The organism is Stutzerimonas sp. (assembly GCF_982611455.1).
Window position 1 is genome coordinate 61,021 of record NZ_CEXBBO010000011.1, and the last position, 26,129, is coordinate 87,149.

Annotated in this window: 24 protein-coding genes; 11 read left to right on the plus strand and 13 right to left on the minus strand. The window is 60.7% G+C overall.

Annotated elements, in window-relative coordinates; all coding sequences use genetic code 11:
• Positions 1–83: 83 nt before the first annotated feature.
• Complete coding sequence (yejK, locus tag AC2LD7_RS09085) at positions 84–1,091, plus strand: nucleoid-associated protein YejK (protein ID WP_484597427.1); 1,008 nt, start codon at positions 84–86, stop codon at positions 1,089–1,091.
• Positions 1,092–1,286: 195 nt separating this feature from the next.
• Complete coding sequence (locus AC2LD7_RS09090; protein ID WP_484597428.1) at positions 1,287–2,084, plus strand: undecaprenyl-diphosphate phosphatase; 798 nt, start codon at positions 1,287–1,289, stop codon at positions 2,082–2,084.
• Positions 2,085–2,144: 60 nt separating this feature from the next.
• On the opposite strand, the gene AC2LD7_RS09095 is transcribed toward AC2LD7_RS09090, so the two are convergent.
• Positions 2,145–3,083 carry a glutathione S-transferase family protein gene (locus tag AC2LD7_RS09095; RefSeq protein WP_484597429.1) on the minus strand — a complete coding sequence of 313 codons (939 nt, stop codon included), beginning with the start codon at positions 3,081–3,083 and terminating at the stop codon, positions 2,145–2,147.
• Positions 3,084–3,150: 67 nt separating this feature from the next.
• The gene (locus AC2LD7_RS09100; protein WP_484597430.1) at positions 3,151–3,447 is read right to left on the minus strand and encodes a GIY-YIG nuclease family protein; all 297 of its coding nucleotides are present in this window, start codon (positions 3,445–3,447) and stop codon (positions 3,151–3,153) included.
• 309 nt (positions 3,448–3,756) lie between these two features.
• Between AC2LD7_RS09100 and mltF the strand changes: the two genes are divergently transcribed.
• Complete coding sequence (mltF, locus tag AC2LD7_RS09105) at positions 3,757–5,217, plus strand: membrane-bound lytic murein transglycosylase MltF (RefSeq protein WP_484597431.1); 1,461 nt, start codon at positions 3,757–3,759, stop codon at positions 5,215–5,217.
• A 106-nt stretch (positions 5,218–5,323) separates the two neighbouring features.
• On the opposite strand, the gene ybaK is transcribed toward mltF, so the two are convergent.
• Together ybaK and metE are read right to left on the minus strand one after the other, a co-directional pair.
• Positions 5,324–5,794: a Cys-tRNA(Pro) deacylase gene (ybaK, locus tag AC2LD7_RS09110; RefSeq protein WP_484597432.1), complete on the minus strand. Its 471-nt coding sequence runs from the start codon at positions 5,792–5,794 to the stop codon at positions 5,324–5,326.
• 228 nt (positions 5,795–6,022) lie between these two features.
• Positions 6,023–8,323: a 5-methyltetrahydropteroyltriglutamate--homocysteine S-methyltransferase gene (gene metE / locus AC2LD7_RS09115; protein WP_484597433.1), complete on the minus strand. Its 2,301-nt coding sequence runs from the start codon at positions 8,321–8,323 to the stop codon at positions 6,023–6,025.
• Positions 8,324–8,632: 309 nt separating this feature from the next.
• On the opposite strand from metE, the gene metR reads away from it, so the two are divergent.
• Positions 8,633–9,559 carry a transcriptional regulator MetR gene (metR, locus tag AC2LD7_RS09120; protein WP_484597434.1) on the plus strand — a complete coding sequence of 309 codons (927 nt, stop codon included), beginning with the start codon at positions 8,633–8,635 and terminating at the stop codon, positions 9,557–9,559.
• 9 nt (positions 9,560–9,568) lie between these two features.
• Here the strand turns inward: metR and AC2LD7_RS09125 are convergent, their stop codons facing one another.
• Positions 9,569–10,699: a GNAT family N-acetyltransferase gene (locus AC2LD7_RS09125; protein ID WP_484597435.1), complete on the minus strand. Its 1,131-nt coding sequence runs from the start codon at positions 10,697–10,699 to the stop codon at positions 9,569–9,571.
• Between the two features lie 247 nt (positions 10,700–10,946).
• Here AC2LD7_RS09125 and AC2LD7_RS09130 point away from each other — a divergent pair, with 247 nt between their 5' ends.
• Positions 10,947–12,020, plus strand: coding sequence for a porin (locus AC2LD7_RS09130; protein ID WP_484597436.1), 1,074 nt, complete (start codon positions 10,947–10,949; stop codon positions 12,018–12,020).
• A gap of 109 nt (positions 12,021–12,129) precedes the next feature.
• Here AC2LD7_RS09130 and AC2LD7_RS09135 read toward each other — a convergent pair whose 3' ends face one another.
• Positions 12,130–13,251, minus strand: a complete 1,122-nt coding sequence (locus tag AC2LD7_RS09135; protein ID WP_484597437.1) for a beta-ketoacyl-ACP synthase III — start codon at positions 13,249–13,251, stop codon at positions 12,130–12,132.
• Positions 13,252–13,527: 276 nt separating this feature from the next.
• Here AC2LD7_RS09135 and AC2LD7_RS09140 point away from each other — a divergent pair, with 276 nt between their 5' ends.
• Positions 13,528–14,058, plus strand: coding sequence for a hypothetical protein (locus AC2LD7_RS09140; RefSeq protein WP_484597438.1), 531 nt, complete (start codon positions 13,528–13,530; stop codon positions 14,056–14,058).
• A 2-nt stretch (positions 14,059–14,060) separates the two neighbouring features.
• On the opposite strand, the gene AC2LD7_RS09145 is transcribed toward AC2LD7_RS09140, so the two are convergent.
• Complete coding sequence (locus tag AC2LD7_RS09145) at positions 14,061–14,273, minus strand: DUF3820 family protein (RefSeq protein WP_484597439.1); 213 nt, start codon at positions 14,271–14,273, stop codon at positions 14,061–14,063.
• Positions 14,274–14,501: 228 nt separating this feature from the next.
• Between AC2LD7_RS09145 and AC2LD7_RS09150 the strand changes: the two genes are divergently transcribed.
• The 3 genes from AC2LD7_RS09150 to AC2LD7_RS09160 all read left to right on the plus strand — a co-directional run bounded on the left by AC2LD7_RS09150 (position 14,502) and on the right by AC2LD7_RS09160 (position 18,255).
• Positions 14,502–15,026: an ankyrin repeat domain-containing protein gene (locus tag AC2LD7_RS09150; RefSeq protein ID WP_484597440.1), complete on the plus strand. Its 525-nt coding sequence runs from the start codon at positions 14,502–14,504 to the stop codon at positions 15,024–15,026.
• 174 nt (positions 15,027–15,200) lie between these two features.
• Positions 15,201–16,424: an MFS transporter gene (locus AC2LD7_RS09155; RefSeq protein ID WP_484597441.1), complete on the plus strand. Its 1,224-nt coding sequence runs from the start codon at positions 15,201–15,203 to the stop codon at positions 16,422–16,424.
• Positions 16,425–16,572: 148 nt separating this feature from the next.
• Positions 16,573–18,255: a methyl-accepting chemotaxis protein gene (locus AC2LD7_RS09160; RefSeq protein WP_484597442.1), complete on the plus strand. Its 1,683-nt coding sequence runs from the start codon at positions 16,573–16,575 to the stop codon at positions 18,253–18,255.
• A 201-nt stretch (positions 18,256–18,456) separates the two neighbouring features.
• Here AC2LD7_RS09160 and AC2LD7_RS09165 read toward each other — a convergent pair whose 3' ends face one another.
• Positions 18,457–19,362: an alpha/beta hydrolase family protein gene (locus AC2LD7_RS09165; protein WP_484597443.1), complete on the minus strand. Its 906-nt coding sequence runs from the start codon at positions 19,360–19,362 to the stop codon at positions 18,457–18,459.
• A 527-nt stretch (positions 19,363–19,889) separates the two neighbouring features.
• On the opposite strand from AC2LD7_RS09165, the gene AC2LD7_RS09170 reads away from it, so the two are divergent.
• The gene (locus AC2LD7_RS09170) at positions 19,890–21,752 is read left to right on the plus strand and encodes an SLC13 family permease (protein WP_484597444.1); all 1,863 of its coding nucleotides are present in this window, start codon (positions 19,890–19,892) and stop codon (positions 21,750–21,752) included.
• A 54-nt stretch (positions 21,753–21,806) separates the two neighbouring features.
• Here AC2LD7_RS09170 and AC2LD7_RS09175 read toward each other — a convergent pair whose 3' ends face one another.
• From AC2LD7_RS09175 to AC2LD7_RS09195, 5 genes are all read right to left on the minus strand, one after another.
• Positions 21,807–22,793, minus strand: coding sequence for an alpha/beta fold hydrolase (locus AC2LD7_RS09175; RefSeq protein WP_484597491.1), 987 nt, complete (start codon positions 22,791–22,793; stop codon positions 21,807–21,809).
• 260 nt (positions 22,794–23,053) lie between these two features.
• Positions 23,054–23,482, minus strand: coding sequence for a 3-isopropylmalate dehydratase (locus tag AC2LD7_RS09180; RefSeq protein WP_484597445.1), 429 nt, complete (start codon positions 23,480–23,482; stop codon positions 23,054–23,056).
• Positions 23,483–23,684: 202 nt separating this feature from the next.
• Positions 23,685–24,794, minus strand: coding sequence for an alpha/beta hydrolase (locus AC2LD7_RS09185; RefSeq protein WP_484597446.1), 1,110 nt, complete (start codon positions 24,792–24,794; stop codon positions 23,685–23,687).
• Positions 24,795–24,916: 122 nt separating this feature from the next.
• Positions 24,917–25,132, minus strand: coding sequence for a hypothetical protein (locus AC2LD7_RS09190; protein WP_484597447.1), 216 nt, complete (start codon positions 25,130–25,132; stop codon positions 24,917–24,919).
• An 80-nt stretch (positions 25,133–25,212) separates the two neighbouring features.
• Positions 25,213–25,398, minus strand: a complete 186-nt coding sequence (locus AC2LD7_RS09195) for a hypothetical protein (RefSeq protein WP_484597448.1) — start codon at positions 25,396–25,398, stop codon at positions 25,213–25,215.
• A 201-nt stretch (positions 25,399–25,599) separates the two neighbouring features.
• Between AC2LD7_RS09195 and AC2LD7_RS09200 the strand changes: the two genes are divergently transcribed.
• Positions 25,600–25,998 carry a hypothetical protein gene (locus tag AC2LD7_RS09200; protein WP_484597449.1) on the plus strand — a complete coding sequence of 133 codons (399 nt, stop codon included), beginning with the start codon at positions 25,600–25,602 and terminating at the stop codon, positions 25,996–25,998.
• Positions 25,999–26,129: the final 131 nt, after the last annotated feature.

Genomic DNA, 26,129 nt, shown 5'->3' on the forward strand with positions numbered 1-26,129 from the left:
ACCGCATCCACTTTTTTGCCCAGCGGCAGGCATGAGTGCTCGGTTAAACTGCCGCCTGTTGCCTCACCCGACGCGAGTATTCCATGCCGATTCGTCACTGCATTGTTCATCTGATCGAGAAAAAGCCAGACGGCACACCCGCCGTGCTTCATGCCCGCGATTCGGAGCTGGGCGAGTCCCAGGCCATCGAGAATCTGCTGGCCGATCTCAACGAAAGTTACAACGCCAAGCAGGGCAAGGCCTGGGGCTACTTCCACGACGAATCCGGTGCCTACCCCTTCAGCGGCTGGCTCAGCCAGTACATGGAGAACAACCAGGACTTCACCGCGTTCAGCCGGCAGGCGGTGGAGCACCTGCAAAAGCTGATGGAAGAATCGAACCTCTCAACCGGCGGCCATGTGCTCTTCGCCCACTACCAACAGGGCATGACCGACTACCTGGCAATCGCCCTGCTGCACCACAGTAACGGCGTCACGGTCACCGATTCGCTGGATGTCGCACCGGCCAAGCACCTCGATCTCGGTCAGTTGCACCTGGCGACGCGGATCAACCTTTCCGAGTGGAAGAACAACCAACAGTCCAAACAGTACATTTCGTTCATCAAGGGCAAAAACGGCAAGAAGGTTTCGGAATACTTTCGCGACTTCATCGGTTGCCAGGAGGGCGTTGATGGCCCTGGCGAGACACGCACGCTGCTCAAGGCCTTCAGCGATTACGTCGAGAGCGAAGACCTGCCGGAAGAAAAGGCGCGCGAGAAAACCAGCGCGCTGGTGGGTTATGCCAGCAGCCAGGCGAAGATCGGCGAGCCGATGTCGCTGGAGGAGCTATCCGGGGTAATCGACGAAGAGCGACCGCGCGCCTTCTACGAGCACATCCGCAACAAGGACTACGGCCTGTCACCGGAAATCCCGGCGGACAAGCGCACCCTCAACCAGTTTCAGCGTTTCACCGGACGCGCCGAGGGATTGTCGATCAGCTTCGAATCGCATCTGCTGGGCTCGAAAATCGAATACGACGAAGCCCGCAACATGCTAATCATCCGCCAGCTCCCAACGCAGCTGACCGACCAGCTCAAACGCCGCAAGAACTGATCCCGGCAATAACAGCGACGCCTGCGCCAGGCCGCGGAGCGGCGAAAACCGACCGACCTAAACGCGACCCCCGACGCGAGCCGGAATGGAATGAAATTCCGCTGCTCGCCGAGGAATGAACAGCCTGTTTATCAGTCACATGGCTGCTTACCGGCGCAGCAACCGCGCAGGACCCGATAAGGCTAAGGATTTTCAATGGATTGGCTTCACCTGATTATTTTGTCCCTATTGCAGGGCATCACCGAATTTCTTCCGATTTCCTCTTCCGCTCATCTGATTCTTCCTTCCCAAGTCCTCGGCTGGCCAGACCAAGGCCAGGCATTCGACGTCGCGGTTCACGTCGGCACGCTGTTCGCCGTGCTGATTTGCTTCCGCCATGAAGTGATCGCCACCAGCCGTGGCTGGTTGGCTCACGTATTCAGGCAACAGGTCAGCGCCGAAAGCCGCCTGGGTTGGGCGATCATCATCGGGACGCTGCCGGCGGCGATTATCGGACTGCTGCTGGAGGACTCTATCGAGCAGTACACACGCTCGATGCTGCTCATCGCCGCCACCACCATCATTTTCGGCCTGCTGCTGTGGTGGGCAGACATCAAGGGCAAGCGCATCGCGGAGATGGATCAGATGACCTGGAAAAGCGCGCTGATCATCGGCTTCGCCCAGGCGCTGGCGCTGATCCCGGGCACTTCCCGCTCGGGCATCACCATGACCGCGGCGTTGCTGCTCGGCTTCACCCGGCAAACCGCGGCGCGCTTCTCGTTTCTCTTGTCGATACCGCTGATTCTCGCGGCGGGCGGATTGAAGGCCGTCGAACTGGCCCAGTCGGGCGAAGCCGCGCACTGGAACGACATCTTCATCGGTACGGCGTTGTCCTTCGTCGCTGCCTTCCTCTGCATCAAGCTATTTCTCAAGGCCCTGGATGCGCTGGGCATGCTGCCTTTCGTGATCTACCGCCTGCTGCTGGGCGTCACCCTGCTGTTCATCGCACTGTAGCGGTAGGCCGCAGCAAAGCGACCCGCGGACCGGTAATGGCCGATCCGCGGGCACTGCGCATCAACGGGCGTCGATGCGGTAGCCGATACGCGGGAAGTGCACGTGAACCACGCCGGCGCGCTCGTCTTCGCGACGCAGAATCAGTTCCTCGACGCCGGCAAATATCAACTCGCCCTCGACAGGATCGGTGCCGTAATCCACCGCGGAGATCGTCACCTGCTGGCCAGCCTGAAAACCGTTGGGCTCGAAGAACGCCTCGTCCGGCAGGGCAGCCGGAGTGGAACTGCGGGCAATCGCCACGGCCTCTTCGGCAGACAGCTCGGAAGGCGAGCCATGGCCAACAGCCAATACCTTGCCAAGCCAGGCGGCAACGTCCAGATAGTCATCCACCAGCGGCGCGGTAACCGGTGTGCCCTTGAGGAACCACAGGCAATGGGCGACGGCGAAATCGGCTACGCAAGGCACGCTGCCCAGCAGAAACTCACCGTTGTCGCGCGCCAGCTGTTGTTGAAGGCGAGCCATCAACACCGGCCAGTGGCTCTTGGCCTGCTCCAGCGGAATGCGTGACACCGAGCCACTGCCGAACAATGCGGCGCGGTCCTTACTGAAGACCTGAATGAATTCCTTGGGTACCTGAGCGAAGCGCAGCGCCATGGATTCGGGCTGAAAAACCAGGCTCACGGCGTGCAGGAACAACACCGAGTCAGCCCACTGTGCCAGTGTGGACGCTACGAATTCGTGCCCCTCGGGGAACAAGGCCGGCGTGCTTTTCTCGGCTTCGAGGCGACGGGCCATCAGCGCGGTATCGCAATACACATCGGCACCAACCTGCAGCACCGGGGTACGCCGATAACCACCGGTCAGCGCGGTGAGATCCGGCTTGGGCATCACTGGAGGAATAGCCACCGAGCGCCAGGAAAGCTGCTTGAAACCCAGCATCAAACGCGCCTTTTCGGCGAAGGGAGAAGTGGGATAGTGGTGCAGAATCAGTTCATGCATTGCAGGCTCCGCCAGTCTTGTAGGTAGACCGGCAGCTTACTCGGCCCGGCCGAGGCAGCCTACCCGTTCAGCTGATTACCGGGGTATTCACCGGGCCGCTGCTGTACGCGATCACCAGCGCCTCCTTGGCCGGTTTTTTGAGCCGTTTGATAGCGCGTTCACGGCGCAACGCATCGCCCTTGCCGTCACAGGCTTCGACGTAGACCAGCGCCACCGCCGGGCTCGAATGAAAGAAGCGCGCGCCCCGCCCGCTCTGGTGGGCCGCGAAGCGTCGGTTGGCATCGTCGCTGATACCGCAGTACAGCGAGCCGTTGGCGGCCCGCACCAGATAGACGAACCAGGGTTTGGCAGCAGCGACGCTCATCCAGTGGGTTTCTCGAAGTGAAGGGGCAGACACCGTTCGATCGGCACCACGACGAAGGATTTTCCCGCTCCGAGCCGGCCAGAGCAAGGTCACCTCTCGCAGCAAGATAAGTATGAACAGCCGAACCCGTCTTGCGGCAGGCACCGAACTCAACGTTGCAGTAACGTTCGGACACACTTGCCGTCGCTGCCGCGACGACAGCCAAGCCCCGAGCGGCGCTGGATCGCCGAGGATTTGCCGCTTCGCTTAGCAAAGTCCGTCGATCCTGTCCAGATATGGTGGCGGTTCGCCTTTGCGTATACTGCGCCGATGTTTGCCCAAACCGCGTTCCGCAAGCGCTGCACCTCCTGGTTGCTAGCGACCGGACTCTTCCTGATGCTCAGTAGCTGCGCCGAACCGCCCAGCGCACTCGAGCGTATTAAGGAGGAAGGTGTACTGCGCGTGATCACCCGCAACAGCCCGTCCACGTATTTCCAGGACCGCAACGGCGAAGCCGGCTTCGAGTATGAGCTGGTCAAGCGCTTTGCCAGCCACCTCGGCGTCAAACTGCAAATCGAAACCGCTGACAATATCGAAGAAATCTTCACCCGCCTGAACCGCCCCGGCGGCCCTACCCTGGCGGCCGCCGGCCTGGTGGCCAGCGAAGGGCGCAAGGATTTTGCACGCTTCACCAAGCCCTATCTGGACGTCACCACTCAGGTCGTTTACCGCAGGGGACAGCGTCGTCCAACCCAACCCGAAGATCTGGTCGGCAAGCGCATCCTGGTGCTCAAGGGCAGCAGCCAGGCGGAGAAGCTCAAGGCGTTGCAAGTCGAGTTGCCAGAGTTGCGCTATGAGGAATCCGACGCGGTGGAAGTGGTCGATCTGCTGCGCATGGTCGATGAAGGCCAGGTCGACCTGACACTGGTCGAGTCGAACGAGCTGGCGCTCAACCAAGTGTATTTCACCAACGCGCGCGTGGCGTTCGACCTGGGCGAGCAGAACAGCCTGTCATGGATTTTCGGCAAGGGCGAAGACAACAGCGTACTTGACGCCGCTAACCAGTTCCTCGACGAGGCTCGTGAAAACGGCACGCTGCAACGCCTGCGCGAACGCTACTACGGTCACGTCGATGTGCTCGGCTATGTCGGCGCCTACGCCTTTGCCAAACACCTGCAACAACGCCTGCCGCGTTACGAGAAAATGTTCCGCGAAACCGCTAAGGCCCACGGCGTCGACTGGCGTCTACTCGCCGCGATCGGCTATCAGGAGTCCCACTGGAGCCCTGACGCCACCTCGAAAACCGGCGTGCGTGGCCTGATGATGCTGACGCTCAATACCGCCAAGGCCATGGGCGTCACCAATCGAGTCGACCCGATGCAGAGCATTCAGGGCGGCGGCAAATACATCGCGCAGGTACATGCCAATCTGCCGGACAGCATCAAGGAGCCCGACCGTACCTGGTTCGCGCTGGCCGCCTACAACGTTGGCGGCGGGCATTTGGAAGATGCACGCAAGCTCACCGAAGGCGAAGGACTGGATCCGAACAAGTGGTTGGACGTGAAGCAAATGCTGCCGCGTCTGGCAGAGAAACAGTGGTACAGCAAGACCCGCTATGGTTACGCACGGGGCGGCGAGCCGGTGCATTTCGTGGCGAACATTCGTCGCTATTACGACATCCTGACCTGGGTGACCCAGCCGCAGATGGAAGGCCAGCAATTGGTGCACAGCGAGATTCACATCCCCGGCATCAACTCCACCGACCTCGGTGAGATTCTGCCGCCGCTCTAGGGTCTGTTCACGGTAGGGCCGAATTCATTCGGCCGAGCAAGTTTGGCCTACGAGCTTTGGCGATTGCAGCCAAAAGCCTCATCCCAAATAGCTGGAAACATCATCGTCATGATCGTGCGATCTGAGCAAAGCTGCCGGCGGTATGCTCGGCCAGCACCTGCGCCGTCAATTCCACTTCCAGACCTCGCCGCCCCGCACTGACATGCAGGCTCGGCAAGGCTAGCGCGGAGCTGTCGATAAAGGTACGCAAACGCTTTTTCTGGCCCAGCGGGCTGATCCCACCGACCAAATAACCCGTCGCCCGCTGCGCAGCCATGGGATCGGCCATATCGACCTTTTTCACCTTGGCAGCCTGCGCCAGGGCTTTGAGGTCGAGACTGCCCGCTACCGGCACAACGGCGACTAGCAGTTCGCTTTTCTCGCTACAGACCAGCAGTGTCTTGAACACGCACGCGGGCTCCAGGCCGAGCTTTTCAGCCGCTTCGAGCCCATAAGATGCGGACTTGGGATCGTGCTCATAGCTGTGAACACGGTGTTCGGCCTTGGCTTTTTTCAGCAGATCGATGGCGGGCGTCATGACGGTAAACGAGTCGGATGGAAGCCGATACCTTAGCCGAAATACGCAACGGTCCGCACGTAGCGGGACACGGCCTACGAACCGGCCTATCCCATGAGAGCAGGGGGACGCGGTTCGGCGCAGCCCATTCGCGAACAAGCCCGCTCCTACGAAAAGCGGCCAGCATATGCTTTGTAGGAGTGAGCTTGCTCGCGAACAAAGGCGGGGCGCGCCTCGGGATACGCAGCCTCAGGCCACCTTGCCCTGCTGCGCGGCGCGAAGTTGCCGTGCCGCCGCAACCATGTTCACCAGCGCCGCTTCGGTTTCCGGCCAGCCACGGGTTTTCAAACCACAGTCCGGATTTACCCAGAGCCGCTCGGCAGGAATTCGCTCGCGGGCTTTTTCCAGCAACTGCACCATCTCGCCGGTATCGGGCACCCGCGGCGAATGGATGTCATAAACACCCGGACCGATATCGTTGGGATAGTCGAACGCTCGGAAAGCCTCGAGCAGTTCCATTTGCGAGCGCGAGGTCTCGATGGTGATGACGTCGGCATCCATCGCGGCGATCGATTCGATCACATCATTGAATTCGCTGTAGCACATATGCGTATGGATCTGCGTTTCATCGCGTACGCCGCTCGCACACAAGCGGAAGGCATCTACCGCCCAATCGAGATACTCGCGCCACTGCGCGCGGCGCAACGGTAAACCTTCGCGGAACGCCGCCTCATCGATTTGCACAATCTTGATTCCCGCCGCTTCGAGATCGCAAACCTCGTCACGGATCGCCAACGCTAGCTGCCGCGCCTGTTGTTCGCGGCCGATATCGTCGCGAGTGAACGACCACATCAGCATGGTTACCGGGCCAGTCAGCATGCCCTTCATGATTTTGTCGGTCTGCTGCTGCGCATAGCGGATCCACTCAACCGTCATTGGCGCTGGGCGGCTCAGGTCGCCATAGATGACTGCCGGTTTAACGCAGCGCGAGCCGTAGCTCTGCACCCAGCCGAAACGGCTGAACGCATAGCCGTCCAACTGTTCGGCGAAATACTCGACCATGTCGTTACGCTCGGCCTCGCCATGCACCAGCACATCCAGGCCCAATTGCTCTTGCACCGCTATTGCATGACGAATTTCAGCCTGCATCGCCTCCGTGTAGTCGGTCAGCGCCAACTTGCCCTGTTTGAAGGCCTGCCGCGCCAGACGAATCGCCGGAGTTTGCGGAAACGAGCCGATGGTCGTGGTCGGGAACGACGGTAGGTTCAGGCGCGCACGCTGCTGCTCGATACGCTCGACGAAACTGGATTGCCGCTGACTGTGCCGAGGCTTGATCGCCGCCAGCCGCGCCTGCACCTCAGACTTGTGGATCCGCGGCGATAGCGCACGACTGGCCTGAACCGCACGGCTGTGCTGCAGCGCAGCCTGCACCTGAGCATCTTCCGGCTGGTCGACAGCGCGTGCCAGCACCGCGACCTCGGCGCATTTCTGCACAGCGAAGGCCAACCAGCTTTTGAGTTCGGCATCCAGCTGATCTTCTCGCGTCAGATCCACCGGCGTATGCAGCAAGGAACAGGACGGCGCGACCCACAGTCGCTCACCCAGGCGTTCGGCTGCGTGCTGAAGCACGTTCAACGCCTGATCCAGATCACAGCGCCAAACGTTGCGGCCGTTGACCAGGCCAAGGGAAAGAATCTTGTAAGCCGGCAAGCGGTCCAGGATCACCGGGTACTGGTCTGGCGCGCGTACCAGATCGATATGCAAACCATCGACCGGCAGCGTGGCGGCGAGACCCAAATTGTCTTCCAGGCCACCGAAGTAGGTCGCAACCAGCTTCTTCAGCGGCGCACGCTGCAGCAGGTTGTAGGCACGTTCGAACGCGTTTTTCCAATCCTGAGGCAGATCCAGCACGAGAATCGGTTCATCGATCTGCACCCATTCGACGCCCTGCGCTGCCAGTCGCTCAAGCACCTCGCCGTATACCGGCAGCAGCCGTTCGAGCAGTTCCAGCTTGTCGAACCCATCACCCTTGGCCTTGCCTTGCCACAGATAAGTCAGCGGGCCGATCAGCACCGGCTTGACCGCATGTCCCAGCGCCTGCGCTTCTGCGACTTCCTCAAACAGCTGCGGCCAGGACAACTGGAATTGCTGATCGACGGTGAATTCCGGGACCAGGTAGTGGTAGTTGGTATCGAACCACTTGGTCATTTCCTGCGCCTGTGCACCGCCGCAGCAGCTCTTGGTCACACCACGCGCCATGGCGAACAGCGTATCCAGCGTCGGCTGGCCATCAAGCGGGCGGAAGCGCTCCGGGACCACGCCGAACATCAAGGAATGCGTCAGCACTTGGTCGTACCAGGCGAAATCGCCGACTGGCAGCAACTCGATACCGGCGTCGGCCTGCAGTTGCCAGTGAGCGGCTCGCAAGTCACGGCCGACCTGGCGCAACTCTCGCTCGCTCAGGTCGCCTTTCCAATACGCCTCGAGCGCTTTCTTTAATTCGCGGTCGGCACCAATGCGTGGGAAGCCCAGAGAATGAGCAACAGCCATAACAATCTCCATCATTTTGTGTTGATGGAGTAGATTGTGGGCGCGCCACTTACATGAGACAAACTCAGGTTATTATCTTTCGTCTTTAGATATATTCATCTTCGCTCCGCAAGTGTCGATAGGCCGCGCTAAACGGTTGCGGCTAACGAAAGGTAAACCCGCCCTCCACCAGCGTTCACGGCTCGACAATCACGAACGCGCTGGGACACACTTTGCCATCACGTGAGCTTTGCTCATTTACCAAGCTCCTTTCTGATCGAACGCCTCCTCTCTCAGGCCTTGATCGCACGCAATCGCAGGAAGCCCGGCATGCTGGAAATTCGTCACCTGAAAACCCTTCATGCATTGCGTGAGACGGACAGCCTCGTCGAAGCGGCTGAACGTCTGCACCTGACTCAGTCGGCGCTTTCGCATCAGTTCAAGGAGCTGGAAGAACGTCTGGGCCTGCAGCTGTTCGTGCGCAAGACGCGGCCCGTGCGCTTCACCAGCGCCGGCTTGCGCCTGCTGCAGCTGGCGGACAGTCTGCTGCCGCAACTACGCAGCGCCGAGCGTGATCTGGCGAGACTGGCCGGCGGCACCGCCGGACGTCTGCATATGGCAATCGAGTGCCATAGCTGCTTCCAATGGCTGATGCCGACGATCGACCAATTCCGCGATGCCTGGCCAGAGGTCGAGCTCGATCTCGCTTCGGGTTTCTCGTTCGCACCGCTCCCGGCGCTGGCTCGTGGCGATCTGGATCTAGTGGTGACCTCCGACCCGATCGAGCTGCCCGGCATTACCTATGTCCCGCTGTTTACCTACGAGGCGCTGCTCGCGGTCGCCAATCAACATCCGCTGGCAACCCGGCCCTATGTGCGTGCCGAAGACCTGGCCAACGAAACGCTGATTACCTACCCGGTAGAACGCGACCGGCTGGATATTTTCACTCGTTTTCTGGAGCCGGCAGACGTCGAGCCGGCGCAGGTGCGTACCTCCGAACTCACGGTAATGATGATGCAATTGGTGGCTTCAGGCCGCGGCGTCTGCTGCGTGCCGAACTGGGCACTGCATGAATACAGTGCGCGCAGCTACGTCACCGCCAAGCGTCTGGGCGAGAAAGGCCTGTTCGCCACGCTATTCGCCGGCATCCGCGCCGACATGCTGGATTCGCCTTTCATGCGCGATTTCCTGTTGACGGCCAAAGACACCTCTTTCGCCACGCTCGAAGGCGTCAGCGCGGCGCCGAAGGTGAAATAAACGCGGCGGTCAATCTGCCTGGCGATAGGGCAGCGCGTCGCGCGTCGCCTCGGCATAGCGCAGTACGCCCTGACGTTCCTGATCGAGAAATTCGCTCACCGCCGCGCGCAGCCCCGGATGCACCAAGTAATGCCAGGAACGGGTGATCACCGGTTCGAAGCCGCGGATCAGCTTGTGCTCACCCTGCGCCCCAGCATCGAAACGAGGCAGCCCGGCCGCGATGGCCTGATCGATACCTTGATAGAAACAGGTCTCGAAATGCAGCCGGTCGAACTCGGCTAAACAACCCCAATAGCGGCCATACAACCCCTGCCCATCGATCAGGCTGAAGGCCATGGCTACCGGTTGGCCGCCCTGTTTCGCCAGCACCAATCGAATCGCTTCAGGCATGTGCTCGGCAAGCAAACTGAAAAAGCTGCGCGTCAGATACGGCGCCTGACCACGCACGTGGTAGGTATTGGCATAACAGGCATAGACGAAATCCCACTCGGCTTCGCTGACCTGACGGCCTTCATGCCAGTCGAACTCGATCCCTTGCCCCGCCACTTGCTCGCGCTCCTTACGCAATTGCTTGCGTTTGCGCGAGGTGAGGCCGTCGAGGAAGTCCTGAAAATCCCGGTAACCACGGTTGTGCCAATGGAATTGGCAGCCGATGCGCTCCAGCCAGCCTTCTCGCTCCTTGAACACCGCGTCGGCATCCGGCTCGGTGAAATTCACATGCAGGCTGGATTGTCCGCGCTCGGCAAGTCCGGCACAAAGCTGGTCGAGCAACTGCCCAGCGGCGTTGCGATCGCCCAGCAGGCGCGCCCCGGTCACCGGCGAAAACGGCACGGCGCAGAGCAGCTTCGGGTAATACTCAATCCCGGCACGGTGGCAGGCGTCGGCCCATGCCCAGTCGAACACGTATTCCCCGCTGGAGTGGGTCTTGCGATACGGCGGCAGCGCGGCGACGACTGCGCCCTGTGCATCGCTTAACAGCCAATGCTGTGGGCACCAACCGCTGCGACCTCCGACGCTGCCGCTGTCCTCCAAGGCGGAGAGGAACGCGTGGCGAAGAAAGGGTTGAGGATCAGCACTGAGCAGGGCATCCCAACGAGCGGGCGCGATGTCGGCGAGGCTGGAAAGGGTCTGGATAGGCATATGCGTAGTCTCACCCGCTGGCTCGCGGAACTGAAGTCCTTGTTGGCAACGACGCCGCAGAAAGAGGCGGAACGGAACGTTCCGCCATAGCTAGGCAAAGCAAACACCCTCTGCAACGTCATGAAATCGTCGTCAAAAGTGCGGAAAGTTGTAACCAACGAACCTCATTCTGCCCTCAGCCGCTTGGGGGGTTAGGACCCGGAGGCGGCACAGCTACCAATCCGCGAACGCACAGAAAGGAAAAATCATGCCACGCAAGCTTCTCCCCCTGACCCTCGCCATCGCCGCTGCAGTTGCGTTGCCCACCACCGCCAGCGCCTACGAAATCATCGGCAAGCAGCTGGAGATTTATGGCAAGGCCCACGTGTCGGCGGACTTCGTGGACAACGACACCGACAGCGAACTGGCGATCGCCAGTAACTCATCGCGCCTGGGCTTCAAGGGCGTCACCGAAGTCAACCCCGATTTGAACGTGGTCTACCAGATCGAATCGAAGATCATCGTCGACGAAGGCGGTGACAATTTCGCTGGGCGCAACACGTTCGTTGGTTTGGCTGGCGATTTCGGCCAGGTTCTGGTGGGTAACCAGGACACGCCGCTCAAGAACGTGCGCAACGCCTTCGACATCTTTGGCGACACCGTGGCCGATGCCCGTAACGTGGCCGACGAAGCCAACCGTCGGGCAAAAAACAGCATCCAGTACGTCAGCCCGAGCCTTAACGGCCTGGTCGCCAGCGCCATGTACGCTACGTCCTATGCTGACTACGAGACTGTTGACGGCGACATCGAAGACAACGACTACTCTCTGGCGAGCGTTGCCTTGGGCTACAGCATTGGCGACCTCGAATTCAGCGCTGGCTACGAGAAAGCTGACGGCGACGATAACGACACCGTTGCAGCCGACGTCCGCGCCTATGAATCCGATGCGTTTCGCGTTGCCGCCGGCTACACCTTCGGCGCCATCCGTCTGGGCGCGATGTTCGACCGTTACGAAGAAGGCAGTGCCGACGGCGATCGCGACCGTGATGCCTGGGGCCTGAACGGCGCTTACAAGTTCGGCGCCAACACGTTAAAGCTGCAGTACATGGTCGCTGATGATTGGAGCGATACCGACGACTCCGGCGCAAGCCAGTGGAGCCTGGGCCTGGACCACAAACTGTCCAAGCAACTGTCCATCTACGGCATCTACGGCATGCTGAAGAACGACGACAACACGGCTGACTACCAGATCAAGGGCGGCCACGACACCGACGTCTACCAGGTGGCGGCACTTGGCGATGATATCAGCGTGTTCTCCCTGGGCATGGTCTATAGCTTCTAATCGACACTGAACGCGCTCCTTTTCAGGCTCTCCTGACGCGGGCTCCCATCAATTAATGGGAGCTTTTTTTGCTTTCAAAATCGATCGATGAAGTCAGACCAGCACGGGCTTACTTGCGCCGCAGTATCACGCTACCAATCGAATAACCCGCACCGAACGAGCTGAGCACGCCAAGGCTGCCAGCCGAAAGGTCGTCCTGATGCTTGTGGAAGGCGATCACCGAGCCGGCCGAACTGGTGTTGGCATAGGTGTCGAGAATTACCGGCGCCTCTTCGGCGCTGGCATCGCGTCCCAGCAGCTTGCGCACGATCAGGTGGTTCATGTTCAGGTTGGCCTGATGCAGCCAGAAGCGCTTGACTGACGAGACCTGGATATCGTTCTGCTGCAAATGCTCGCCGATCAGCTCGGCCACCATCGGGCAGACTTCTTTGAACACCTTGCGGCCTTCCTGGACGAACAGCTTGTCCGGGTTGGTCATGTATTCCTCGGCGGTGCGATTGAGGAAGCCGAAGTTATTGCGGATGTTGTTGGAGAATTCGGTCACCAGTTTGGTGCTGACGACGTCCCACTGATACGCCGAAGTCGCCAAATCGGCGCGCTCGACAATCACCGCCGTGCAGGCATCGCCAAAGATGAAGTGGCTGTCGCGGTCGCGGAAGTTCATGTGGCCGGTGCAGATTTCCGGGTTGACCATCAGCACCGCCCGCGCCTGCCCCAGTTGCACCGAGTTGGCGGCGTTCTGGATACCGAAGGTGGCCGACGAACAGGCCACGTTCATGTCGAAGCCGAAGCCCTTGATGCCCAGTGCCGCCTGTACTTCGATGGCAACCGCCGGATAGGCACGCTGCAGATTGGAACAGGCAACGATCACCCCATCGATATCAGCCGCAGTCTTGCCCGCTCGCTCCAGCGCCTGTTCCGCAGCCTTGACCGACATCTCGCAAAGAATCGACCACTCGTCGTTGCTGCGCTCAGGAATGCGCGGAACCATGCGATCCGGGTCGAGAATGCCAGCCTTGTCGGTGACGAAGCGGCTTTTGATCCCTGACGCTTTTTCGATGAAGGCAGAGCTGGATTCGGGCGCTGGCTGCACTTCACCGGCCTCGATGGCAGCGGCGTGTTCGGCGTTGAACCGGCGTGAGTAAGTGTTGAAGGACTCAACCAGCTCGTCGTTGGAGATGCTATTGGCAGGGGTATAAAGGCCGGTACCGCTGATGACGACGTTGTGCACAGTCGTTCCTCTCGAATATTGGCTGATCGTAATCTGACGTTCGGAACAGTACGAAGTCGGCTCGAAGCCGATTGCGGTCGTTCATCTAGCGCCTGTTTATATGGCCGCTATTGTGCACGAAAACGTAACAGAATCTGCAGTAGAGCACTGAAAAGCAGACAAACCATCACAAGCCTGTAACACATAGCTGTCGTGGACGTTTGCTCATGAAGCGACAAATCGGGATTGACGGCTTTCGGTTATTCTTGCCGCCCTGCCCTCAAGGATTACTGCCCAATGAAAGACCAACTCGCCGAACTGATCCGCCTGATCAGCTCCGGGTGCATGAGCGAAGACGAGATCAACCGGCTCGCTGACGAAGCGGCTCAAGCCTATGCCGATCCCCAAGCGTTTCTGCAGGCCAATACGGACATCATCTACGACGACGACTTTCCCATTCCGCTGGGCGAGTGGATGATCGTCGGCAGCCTGCCTGACACGGTGCTGTTCCAGGCGGATGACTATCAGAGCTTGTTCGAGCAGATCGTCGGCTCGTTCGGTCCGGACGTGAATTTCGTGCTCAAGCCGAAACAGCTGGCGAAGACCGAGCCACTGAAAGCGCTCAACCGTATCCAGACGCAACTCAGCAGCCTCTACCCGGAAAAAAGCGGCTACGTGCTGGTGGACTTCAGCGAGCCAATGGACGATGAGTTGCAAGCCGTACTGGTTTACACCAGCGATATGGAGCGCGTGATGGCTCTGGCAGTCGAAGTGGGTATTTACGCCGCCCCGGCATTAACGGCTCTGCAGGCGGAACTCGACAAATAGGCTCAACGCTGGCGCAGCGGTTCCAGCAACGGCGACAGACCGTTGTGGTCAATTTCCTGCATGAGCGCCAACAGCTGGCCGATCTCGCCCGGGGGAAAGCCGACCCGAGCGAACCAGTTCAGATAATTGCCCGGCAGATCGGCAATCAAACGGCCCTTGTACTTTCCATAAGGCATCGTCTGGGTCACCAAGCGTTGGAGGTCTTCCGGTTTCATGAATCGCCGATCGGTTGAAATACGGGCGCAAATACTGCCACAGCGCACCCGCTTCGGCAGCCGCCAATAGTCACAGCTCCGACCGTTGCACGCTCGGTTGATGCGATAAAGCCCGACTATGCGCCATATAGCGATCGCCATGGCGCCATTCGTCAAATCGCTTGTCACACTAAGGACGCTTAAGTCATCACCGTCGGGCGGTCACGCCTCACTCATGGAGTTCTCTAAATGACGCAAGCTACCAACCCCACGCCGGAATTGGATGACGCCGCGCTGGCATTTGCCGAGCAGGTCTTCGACAGCGCCCGCGCGGGCGACGCCCAGCGCCTTGGCGATCTTCTCAGCCGCGGCCTGCCCGCTAACATCCGCAACCACAATGGCGACAGCCTCCTGATGCTCGCCAGTTACCACGGCCATCTAGACGCTTCACGTGTATTGATCGAAAACGGCGCCGATCCTCAGTTGCGAAACAACAAGGGCCAGACACCGCTGGCTGGCGCCGCCTTCAAGGGCAACCTGGATATGGTCAAGTTGCTGCTTGAACAGGGTGCCGATGTCGAGGGCGCTTCGCCCGATGGCAAGACCGCGTTGATGATCGCCGCCATGTTCAACCGCACCGAAATAGTCGAATACCTGATCGCCCACGGTGCCGATCCGCATGCGGCTGATGTCAACGGCGCCACGCCACTCGCCGCCGCGGCAATGATGGGTGCTGCCGATACGCATGCGCTGTTGAGTAGCATCAGCAGCTGACCCACACGAATCATCCTGTTCGCCGCGGATCATGCAGAACAACCCGCGGCGCCCGTTGAACCATCGAGCCATCCCCCGATCTTTGTGTACTCATCCGAAAGCAGGCAGCTCTCCCCTTCCGGCCGTCTGAACGGGATAATCCCGCACTCCCTTCCGCAACGTCCGAGGTCGACCATGACGGCGCATGCCAATCCGCCAACGCAGCGCTTTTCGCCGCGCGCCATCCTGCTGATCGAACTGGCACTGGCCATGGGTGGATTCGCTATTGGTACCGGCGAGTTCGCCATCATGGGGTTGATGCCCAATGTCGCTCAAGGCTTGGGAATCAGCGAGCCGCAGGTCGGCCACGTGATCAGCACCTACGCCCTGGGTGTGGTGGTCGGCGCGCCGCTATTGGCGATCCTTGGCGCCAGAATGTTCCGTCGACACCTGCTGTTGCTCCTGATGACCTTTTTCGCGCTGGGCAATTTCGCCAGCGCGATGGCTCCCGATTACCACTCGCTAATGCTGTTCCGCTTCATTGCCGGCCTGCCCCACGGCGCCTATTTCGGCGTGGCAATGCTGGTGGCGGCCTCCATGGTGGCGCCGGATCAACGCGCCAAGGCAGTCAGTCGAGTACTTGCCGGGCTGACCATCGCCATGCTGATCGGCAACCCCACCGCGACTTGGTTGGGGCAATGGCTGAGCTGGCGCTGGGCATTCGGACTGGTGGGTCTGATCGCGCTACTGACCGTATTGCTGGTGGCGATTTTCTTGCCGCTCAACCGCGACGAACCACGCAACAACCCGATGCACGAGCTGCGTGACTTCAACCGCAAGCAAGTCTGGCTGGCATTGGCGATCAGTTCCGTCGGGTTCGCCGGAATGTTCTGTGTATTCAGCTATCTGGCGCCAACGCTGCTGGAGGTCACCGGCGTCAGCGAAAACTGGATTCCGGTGGGGCTGGCGGCTTTCGGCCTGGGCGGGATCGTTGGCAACATCTTCGGCGGCTGGCTGTTCGACAAGCTGCGCTTCAGGGCAATCGCCTGGTTGCTGTTGTGGAGCATTGCGGTGCTGCTGGTGTTCCCCTTCGCCACGCATTCGCTGTGGACCATCCTTCCGGCAGCGTTTGCCGTCGGCACCATGGTCGCCTTGTCGCCGGCTCTGCAAACGCACCTGATGGACGTCGCCGCGGATGCGCAGACGCTCGCAGCTGCCTCCAACCATGCCGCGTTCAACATCGCCAACGCGTTGGGCCCTTGGCTCGGCGGTTTGGCCATCAGTGCCGGCCTCGGCTGGACTTCCACCGGCTATATCGGCGCAGCGACCGGAGCGGCCGGGCTGCTGGTGTTCTGGTGGGCCTGGACAGTCCAGGACGACTCCGCGAATGCCGGCACTCCGGCTACCGCCTGCGATTGAATTCGAGCCGAAAAAAGGCGGGGAGATAAGGCCGGCAGCCGTCTGTCGGGGCGGCTCGTTCGCTCTCCCAGTTTTTTTAATGCGGGGCTTAAGTTTTTTGGATTCAGGCCGCCTTACTGAACCTTCTTTTCCATACCGGTTGCTGTAGATGCATCTCTCACTGAAACAGAAAATGATTCTCCTGGCGTTGCTGCCGGTGTTGCTGCTCGCACTGGTCCTGTGCGGCGGGACCGCGAAAATCCTCACCGACCGTGCCGAGTCGGAAATCGCCCACACGCGTGAGCGGCTGATGGCGCAGAGCAAAAAGGAGCTGAAAGGCTACGTCGAGGTGGCATTCACCGCCATTGCCGACCTCTATGAGGATTCGCCCAGCGGCGACATGACCGCACGCGCAGAAGCCATCGAACGGTTGTCACGCATCAAGTTCGACAATGCCGGTTATTTCTACGGCCACGACTCGAACATCGTTCGTCTATTCCGCGGCACCAACCCGGACGGCGTCGGCACGAGCATGAAGGATCGTCGCGATCAGCAAGGCGTGCTGATCAATACCGAGCTGGTGCGGGCCGCGAAAGACGGCAGCCATTACCTGCAGTATTTTTCATCGATGCCAGGCAAGGACAGCGTGCTGCTACCGAAGCTGTCCTACAACCTTTACCTGCCGAAGTGGGATCTGGCCATCGGCACCTCGATCAACATCGACAGCATCGACGCCGAGCTGGCGCAGATCCAGGCGCAGATCGACGAGCGAATCGAGGCCATCGTGACCAGTACGCTGGTGCTGGCAGCCATCATGCTGGTGGCGCTTGGCCTCGTGGGGCTGGCCCTGAGCAACTCGATCGTACGACCGATTCAGCGTATCAAGGACAACCTCGACGACATCGCCGCTGGCGACGGCGACCTGACCCACCGGCTGCAGATCACCAGCCAGGACGAAGTCGGCGAACTGGCGTCTTCGTTCAACCGTTTCGTCGACAAGATTCACGGCATGGTGAGCCAGATGGTCGAGGTGACCACTCAACTGACCGAACTGGTTGGCGAGGTGGCGGCGCAGGCACGGCGTTCCGAAGTCGCCATGGCGCAGCAGCGTCAGGAAACCGATCAGGTGGCGACAGCCATCCATGAAATGTCCGCCGCTGCGCAGGAAGTGGCGCAGAGCGCGCAGAATGCCGCCAACGCGGCCCAGCAGACCGATCAGGAAGGCCAGGACGCCAAGCGAGTCGTAGATGTGACCGTTCAACACATTCATGCACTGGTGCAGGACATCCGCGAGAGCGGCGCGTCCATCGACAACCTGCGCAAGGACGTGGATTCGATCGTCAATGTGCTGGGCGTGATCCGTTCGATCGCCGACCAGACCAATCTGCTGGCGCTCAATGCGGCCATCGAGGCGGCACGTGCCGGCGAGGCGGGTCGCGGCTTTGCCGTAGTGGCGGACGAGGTTCGCGCGCTGGCCAGCCGGACCCAGCAGAGCACCCAGGAAATTCAGGGCATGATCGACCGCTTGGAGCAAGGTACTCAGAGCGCCGTCAACGCCATGACACGCTCCAGCGATGCGGGTGAGAGCAGCAGCGAACAGGCCAATCGCGCCGGCGTTTCCCTGGATGCCATCGCCCATCTGATCGGAACCATCAACGCCATGAACGCACAGATTGCCAGCGCCGCCGAAGAGCAGACCTCGGTCGCCGAGGAGATCAACCGCAGCGTGCATCAGATCGCCATGTCAGTTGATCAGGTCGCCGACGAGACCCAGCATGGTGCGCAGACCGCACGCAACCTGGAACAGCTGGGCAACCGCCTGGGGTCGCTGGTCAAGCAGTTCCGGATCTGACAGCGATCCGATCTCCACGCGCCAAGGGCGAGCGTAGGTTCGGAGATTCAGAGAAACCGCCATCGCACTCAGCAGGCCCGCCGACGGGATCGGCGGGCCTGCCGGGTAACAGTAACCAGCCAACCATCCATCGTCTGCCCAGACAAGTCGGCCACGCCAACGGTTGAGCGGATAGCCTCTGTCGAGTCGACGTCGTGGCTGTCAGCAGATCTGACGTTCCGGCGGATACGCTGACTCCGTCGCCCAGGGATTGCGGCCCTCGTCTATCCACACCAGCGTCGCCCGCCAGAACCCTTCCCGGTGGTGCTCACGGAACAGATCGAAATGTCCGACCTGCGCCAAGCCCAGCTCATCGGGACGGAGTCGAACATGGGTGCGCAGACTGTTTTGGTAATAACTCAGCCCGCGCTCGATGGCCGAAGGCGTGCCGTATTCATCGTCGCTGAGGCTCACCGCAAGCATCGGCGCACGGACGGCGGCGAAGCGTTGCAGAACTTCGTCGCGCTCGTGTGATGGGTAACTGGTTTCCAGCCGCGCCCGGCGAAACGCCCATTCCAGCGCAACACCGGCCGGCAGGTCTTCCAGCCAGCCCAGCCGTCGTCCCGGAAAGTAACCGCACAGCGCGGTCACGGCCGGCATGAACAGATGCCACTTTGCATACATCTGCCAGCGCTGCGCGGCAGCGTAGTCCCGCCAGTAGGCATATTGCGCACCGACGCTGAGAAAGCGGTCCACCTGTGTCGCCGTAGCGGCGAACCCCGGCAAAAACCCGCCAATGCTATGCCCCACCGCTACCAGCGTCCCGTCTGCGTCACGTTGGCGCATCCAGCGCACGGCCGCGTCGAAGTCGTAATCGCCCCAGTCGCGCCAGCGGATGCCTGCGCCGCGCAGGCTCGCCGGCCGCGAACCGCCGATGCCACGGTAGTCATAAGTCAGCACCGCGTAGCCCTGCTCGCGCAGAAAGCTGGCGTACCGGGCGTAATAACGCGCCAGTACGCCGGTCGCGCCACTGACGATCACCGAGCCGCGCGCATCGCCAGATGGCAGCCAGAGCTGCGCGGCGAGCTGATAACCATCGCGGCACGGTAGAAGGATGTGCTTGGGCATAGCTGATCGTCGCTCCGTGGACCTCACGCAACCTTGCCCGCTCGGGTGAATTTTGACCAGCACAACTGCATGACATCATGGCGCTGCTGGCCGACCTCGACCGCCGCGTCAAAAACAACCCGCAGCTGCAGACCGTGTGAAAACGTAGCGAGCGAAGGTTAGGCAAGGACCGGGCGTCCCCACAAAAACAGGCGAGGAAGCGGAGGACTGGGCTCGCATCCGAGCCTGTTTTTAACGCGACATAACCGAGCGCAGTAGTTTTTCACACGGTCTGAGCTGGCCTCTTCCTTCGGCTATCGAGGAGACACGCCAGCGATGATGAAACCAGGCCCCAAAAGTAATGTGTCGCCTTTTGGCTGAACGAGGGCGACACCGAACGGAGCGGCAGCGCAGAGGTCAACCATCCGGGCAGTGTGCGCATCACGGCGGCGCTGGCCGAGGCGACTGATTCCCTTCCTCCCGTTCTGTTCGCAGCTGCTTCCGCAAAGGGCTGGCGATAGCGGCGTACCGGCAATCCGGAGTTATTCATGCAGAGCGATCAGCTGACCGTATTCGCCGTGTTGGCCGCGACCCTGGGATTGTTCGTGTGGAATCGCTGGCGTTACGACATCGTCGCGCTCGGCGCCCTGCTGGTTGTGACACTGGCAGGCATCGTGCCGCCCGAGAAGGCTTTCATGGGCCTTGGACATCCAGCGGTCATCACTGTCGCCGCCGTGCTGGTGCTCAGTCGCGGGCTGCTCAACGGCGGCGTGGTGGACTCGATGGCGCGTCATCTGACCAAAGTCGGCGATCGGCCTTGGGTTCAAGTGCTGACGCTCACCGGTATCGTCGCGCTGTGTTCGGGCTTCATGAACAACGTCGGCGCGCTGGCGCTGTTCATGCCTGTGGCGGTGTGGATGTCTCGGCAGAGCGGCCGTTCACCTTCGTTTTTACTGATGCCGCTGGCGTTCGGCTCGTTGCTCGGCGGGACCCTGACGCTCATCGGCACACCGCCCAACATCATCATCGCTGGCTATCGGCGCCAGGTCGGCGAGGTGCCGTTCGGCATGTTCGACTTTCTCCCGGTGGGCCTGGCGATCTCCATCAGCGGCGTGCTGCTCATCGCCCTGCTTTGGCGCCTGACGCCACGCCGTGAGAACCCGAGCGGCGACCAGGAACTGTTCGAAATCAGTGCTTACCTGACCGAGTTGCAAGTCCCTGCGGGTAACAAATATGCGGACCGTACCCTGCACGACCTGATCGTCGCGGGCGGCGAGGAAGCCGATGTGATGGTCATTGCGCTGGTCCGTGCCGGTCAGCACAAGCGCATGCCTTCGACCTACGAAGTGCTGCACGAAGACGACATCTTGCTGGTCGAGGCCGATTCCGACAGTCTCAAGGCCTTTCTCGACGTGACTCATCTGGCGCTGGCCGCCGAAGCCGACAGCAAGGCGGAGGCCGAACAGAGCGAACAGAGCGAACAGGCGGAGAACGCTGCGGACGATGAATCAGGTAAAGAGCCGGACGCCAGTAAATCCAGGAAGGACCGTCACGGCGAGCGTGCTCTGGCCGAGGCCATCGTTACCGCCGGGTCGTCATTGGTGGGCACCACTGCGACTGGCCTGGCCCTGCGCGAGCGTCACGGGGTGAACGTCCTCGCTGTGGCGCGCCAAGGCCAGCGGCTGCAACAACGGTTGGGCAAGATCCGCTTCGCGGCTGGCGATATCCTGCTGCTACAGGCGCGTGAGGATCAGCTGCAAGCAACGCTCAGTGAGCTCGGTTGCCTGCCCCTGGCATCGCGCGGTCTGCGCATCACCGCGCCGCGCCAAGCACTGTTGGCTATCAGCATCTTCGCCGTCGCGCTGGGGTTGATCGCACTGGGTATTGTGCCGGCAGCGATCGCTCTGGTCGGCGCCGCGATGGCGATGATCCTGACCGGGCTGGTGCCCACCGGGGATATTTATAAAAGCATCGATATGTCGATCATCGTCCTTATCGCCGCCATGCTACCGATCGGCGAGGCGCTGGAAAGCACTGGCGGTTCGCGACTGATCGCCGATGCCCTGCTTGAGGTAGGCCAGGCCGCACCGCCGGCTGCCACCATCGCGATACTCATGGCAGGCGTGATGCTGTTGACCAACGTCGTCAACAACGCGGCCGCCGCCGTGCTCGCTGCGCCAGTCGCGATCAGCCTCGCGCAAGGCATGAATGCCTCCGCCGATCCACTGCTGATGGCCGTTGCGATCGGCTCGTCGTGCGCATTTCTCACGCCCATCGGGCATCAGTCGAACACGCTGGTGATGGCGCCGGGCGGTTACCACTTCGGTGACTATTGGCGTTTGGGGCTGCCGCTGTCGATTCTCGTGGTGCTGGTGGCGGTGCCGGTCATTCTCTGGGTCTGGCCGCTCTAGCCGATTGATTGCAGCTGGCGCCAGCGGCATCGCTACTGCCGGCGCAGCCACTGCTCAGCGCGCCTTGAGCCCTCGCAGCAACGCCTTATGAAAGGCCTGCGGCGCCTCGACCTGCGGCGAATGGCCAAGCTCGGGGAATGGCACCAGTGTGGCCTCGGGGATTAGTGCGGCGGCCTGCCGGCCCAGTTCCGGATAGTTGCCAAGGCGTTGCGCCACTTCGTCGGGTGCGCGGTTGGCACCAGGCGCGGTCCGGTCCTTGCCGCCGATCAACAACAAGGTCGGCATGCTGATCTTCTCGAACTCGTGAATCACCGGCTGGGTGAAGAGCATTTCCGACGTCTGCGCCTGGTTCCAGGCGACGATCTCCTTACCCTCACCGGCATACATGCCGGCCAGCATGTTCACCCAGCGGTCGTATTCAGGCTTCCACTGACCGTTGTAGTAGAACTTCTGCTGATAGGCCTTGATCTTGTCGAAGTCGGTTTTCAGCTCGCTCTGGTACATCTGGTCGATAGGCGCATAAGGCACGCCTTCAGCCTGCCAATCCTCCAAACCGATGGGATTGACCAGCACCAGTTGCTCAACCATTCGGGGGTAATTCAAGGCAAAGCGCGCCGCCAGCATGCCGCCCATGGAGTGGCCAATGACGGTGACCCGATCCACGTCCAGTGATTGCAGCAGCGCCTCGGTGTTATGCGCCAACTGAGAGAAGCTGAACTGATAGCCCTGCGGCTTGCTGGAACTGCAAAAGCCGATCTGGTCCGGTGCAATGACCCGGTAACCATTCTGGGAAAGTACCGCGATGGTTTCTTGCCAGGTTGCGGCGCAGAAATTCTTGCCGTGTAACAGCACAACGGTTCGGCCATTGGCCTTTCCCTCTGGCTCGACATCCATATAGGCCATGGACAGCGCCTTCTCCTGCGACGAGAACGCGTAGCGCTCGATCGGATGCGGATAACTGAAGCCTTCCAGCTGCGGTCCGTACACCGGCCGCTGCTCGGCGTGCAGCGAAGGGACCAGCGCGAGGCCAGCGGCAAACATCAACGAAGACATGGTTTTCTTCACGCATCGACTCCTTGTAGCGGCAGCGTGGCCGCGAGGTCATTGGGATCGCCGTTGCATGTCGTGATCACAGCCAGACACGACCCTCCGGCTGGGCACCAGACGCTCAAGCACAACGGTTCTGACCAATGGGAGCACAGAAACCACAGATAGGTTCGGCGAGGATGTTTCGCGATTATTCCGATGAAACGCGGCAACCCTTGCGGTCACCGCTGTCGCTGCGTGGGGGTTGCCGTCGGTTACTTGGCATCGACCTGCTGGATATCGAAAGCGACGCGGTTGTCGACGCTGATGCGGAAGTACAGTGTCTCGCCAGTTTCCACCCGCGCGGCCTTCTCACGTAGCAGGTTACCCATGCCGCACAGGGTGTCGTCTTCGGGATCGGATTCGATGCTGACGATGCGCATCCCCGCCGGTACCTGCAACCGCACCTGCTCGCCAACATGAATGCGTGCGGCGATCTTGCGATCGACCATCACCGCCACGTAGCAACCGCCGCCGCGCAGGCCGAAGTCGCGCGTCACAACCAGCTCACCGCCGTTTTTTATCGGCGTCTGATAGCCGCGCAAGCGCTCTTCCGGCACCGGCTTGATGTCCTCCGGGTCAGCCTGCCAGGACGAACAGCCAGCCAGCGCCAGCAGAGGCAACAACGCAAGGGTCAAACGCATGGAAATCTCCGTGAGGCTATCGATGAGTCGGTCCAGCCTGGGTTCATGCGTGGCCGACCGTAACGACGCACTGTAAGCCCCAAGTCAGCCTTTTCGCATGGCTGTTGTCCTAAAAGCGGGCGCATTCCAATGTGCGTTCAGGCCCAACCGAACGATACGGCCGAGCCTGAGCACAGGGATCGCTTTTGCTTGTGTCGCGACGTCAATCAGCTTCCAAGGCATCTTGCAGTTCATCGGCCGCGAGCTTCTGCGCGCTTTTGGCATCATCCACCACAGCGGCCATGCCGAAGAATTCATGGGTTACGCCATCGTAGTTCTCGTAGGTGACATCCGAACCCGCCGCCTTAAGCTTCTCGGCCAAGGCTTTGCCCTCAGAGCGCAACGGGTCGATTTCCGCGGTAATCACGGTGGCATCCGGCAGGTTTTTCAGGTCCGCCTGGCCTACGACATCCAAACGGGGGTCTTGCTTGTCCGCCGGCTTGGAGATGGTCTTCTCAACGAACCATTTCATGGCCTCGAGGCTCAGGGGCTTAGCTTCGGCGTTCTCCTGGTAGGAGGCCGTGGTCAGGTCGGTTCCTGCAACCGGATAAACCAGCAGCATGTGCTCTGGCATCTGTACGCTCTTGTCCCGCGCCATGATTGCCGTATTGATCGCCAGGTTGCCGCCCGCGGACTCGCCGGCTACCGCAACGCGTTTGCTGTTACCGTCGAATTTCTGCGCGTTAGCCAGAACCCACTGGTACGCCGCAAAGGCATCTTCATGCGCGGCGGGAAACTTGTTTTCCGGAGCATGACGGTATTCGACGCTCGCCACGATGGCTTCTGCCATGCTGGCCAGGCCCATGGCGGAAGCCGCGTAAGTTTCTATATCAGCAATCACCCAGCCGCCGCCGTGGTAGTAAACGACGACCGGCCAGCCGCCTTCGGGCGCCTCTCCTTCGGGGGTGAAGATGCGGATCGGCTGGGAGCCACCGCCCGGTTGATAGGTCATGTCTTGCGTTTTGACCTTCATTTTTTCCATAAGCTCTTTCGGATCCTTGCCCTGATCTTTGAGCACAGCCTTCACGGCATCAGCCGGTGTCGGCTGCTGGCGAGTCTGCTCTACGGACTGCGTCCCAATCGGCTTGGCGCCCAGCTCCTCAAGCTTCTTCAGCACAGTGGCCATATCTTCATCGGCACGCTGCACAGCGTTGCTTTGGGATTGGGACTTCGCCTGCGAGGTTTGAGCGAAGGCATCGGTGGCAAGACCTGACAAGGCTATGAAAGCCCCGAAAGCGGTAGCAACTAACGTTTTCTGGCTGGGCGGCATCATGTTTTTTTCCTCACGTTGAGTGGCAAAAAACGGGCGGTACCGGATAAGGTTCGGCTACCCGCTTTTACTTGGTGAGCTGTAGCCACTGCATCGTTCCGTCGGGCTCATTGGCGGTCTGACCTTTATGAGGCCAGATGGCTGCTTCCCGGATACGGCCGCTCTTCCTCCAGTGAACCATCTCGACCGTAAACCTCAACCGATGCGGTTTTTCCTTTCATGACGGCGTTCAGCTCCAGAAACATTTCCTCTTTGGTGATCGTCCGAACAACGGTTTCTTGCGACTGCTGATCGACCAGCTCCCAGCCCATCGGGGTCGGGTTTACCTTAAATTTATCCATGCATTACTCCAATATTCGCGGGCGCGCGCGCGTGGGCGACATGGCCAGTCGGTACGGCGAGCCCCACTAGCCGCATAGGCTCAGCTCGGTTTGCCGGAGCCGTCCTCGCCTTGAATATCCGGGTCATCCGGCTGCACCTCCGGTTCCTCTTCATCGAAATCCGGGTCTTCGCCGGGCTCCTTCTCGCCAGACTCGGTCATGGTGATATCCGGCAGATCCTCGGCGGGCTTGTCCTGGTTGGGTTGATCGTGCGGGTTCTGATTCATGGCTATCTCTCAACGTAGTGGCGGAACGTGCTCTATCGAATTGGAGCGGCGCCCACCGGAAGGGGTTCGCTCGCGCGTCTTGCCGGCGGTCTGATCGTTGCGCACCGGGAAAAGAAGCACCGCGCCGTCTAACTTGCGATTGCAGCGGCTCGAGGACTCCACCACACTGCCGGCAATCCCACCTGCGACCGGAGCTGCCCCATGCCTGCCAACACCCAACCCTCGCGCGACAGCATCCTGGCCCACCCGGATGCCTTGAATTGCACCATCTACCGCGCTCACGAGACAGATCCGGAAGGCGAAGAGCTGGACATGGGCGACGCTCGCATTATTATTACTGGCACCTTCGAGCCGCCAGCGGAATGGGATGCCAAGGAACGCACCGACTATTTCGACGGCATGCCACCGGAAGCCTTTTTCACCGCCGTGTTCGCCAGCGAAGCCAACTCCGACTCCAAGGGATACTTCACCGTCGAGGCGGATGATTACGCCGCCGTGACCGAGCAGGATGGCACCATCGCCATGTTCTACGTTTGCGAGCGCCTGGATGACGGCACTTACGTGCTGCTGCGCGAAGAAGACGAGGGTGAGGACGAATAGGCGCTCGTTATCGCCACCGGGCAATACGCATAAAATCGGCAAGCCGAACCCGCTCCCGCCAAATCGGGTCTGTGTTGTATAAGCAGATCCGTTGGCGTCTCACCGAGACCGCCTGCGCTTCACCCATTCGC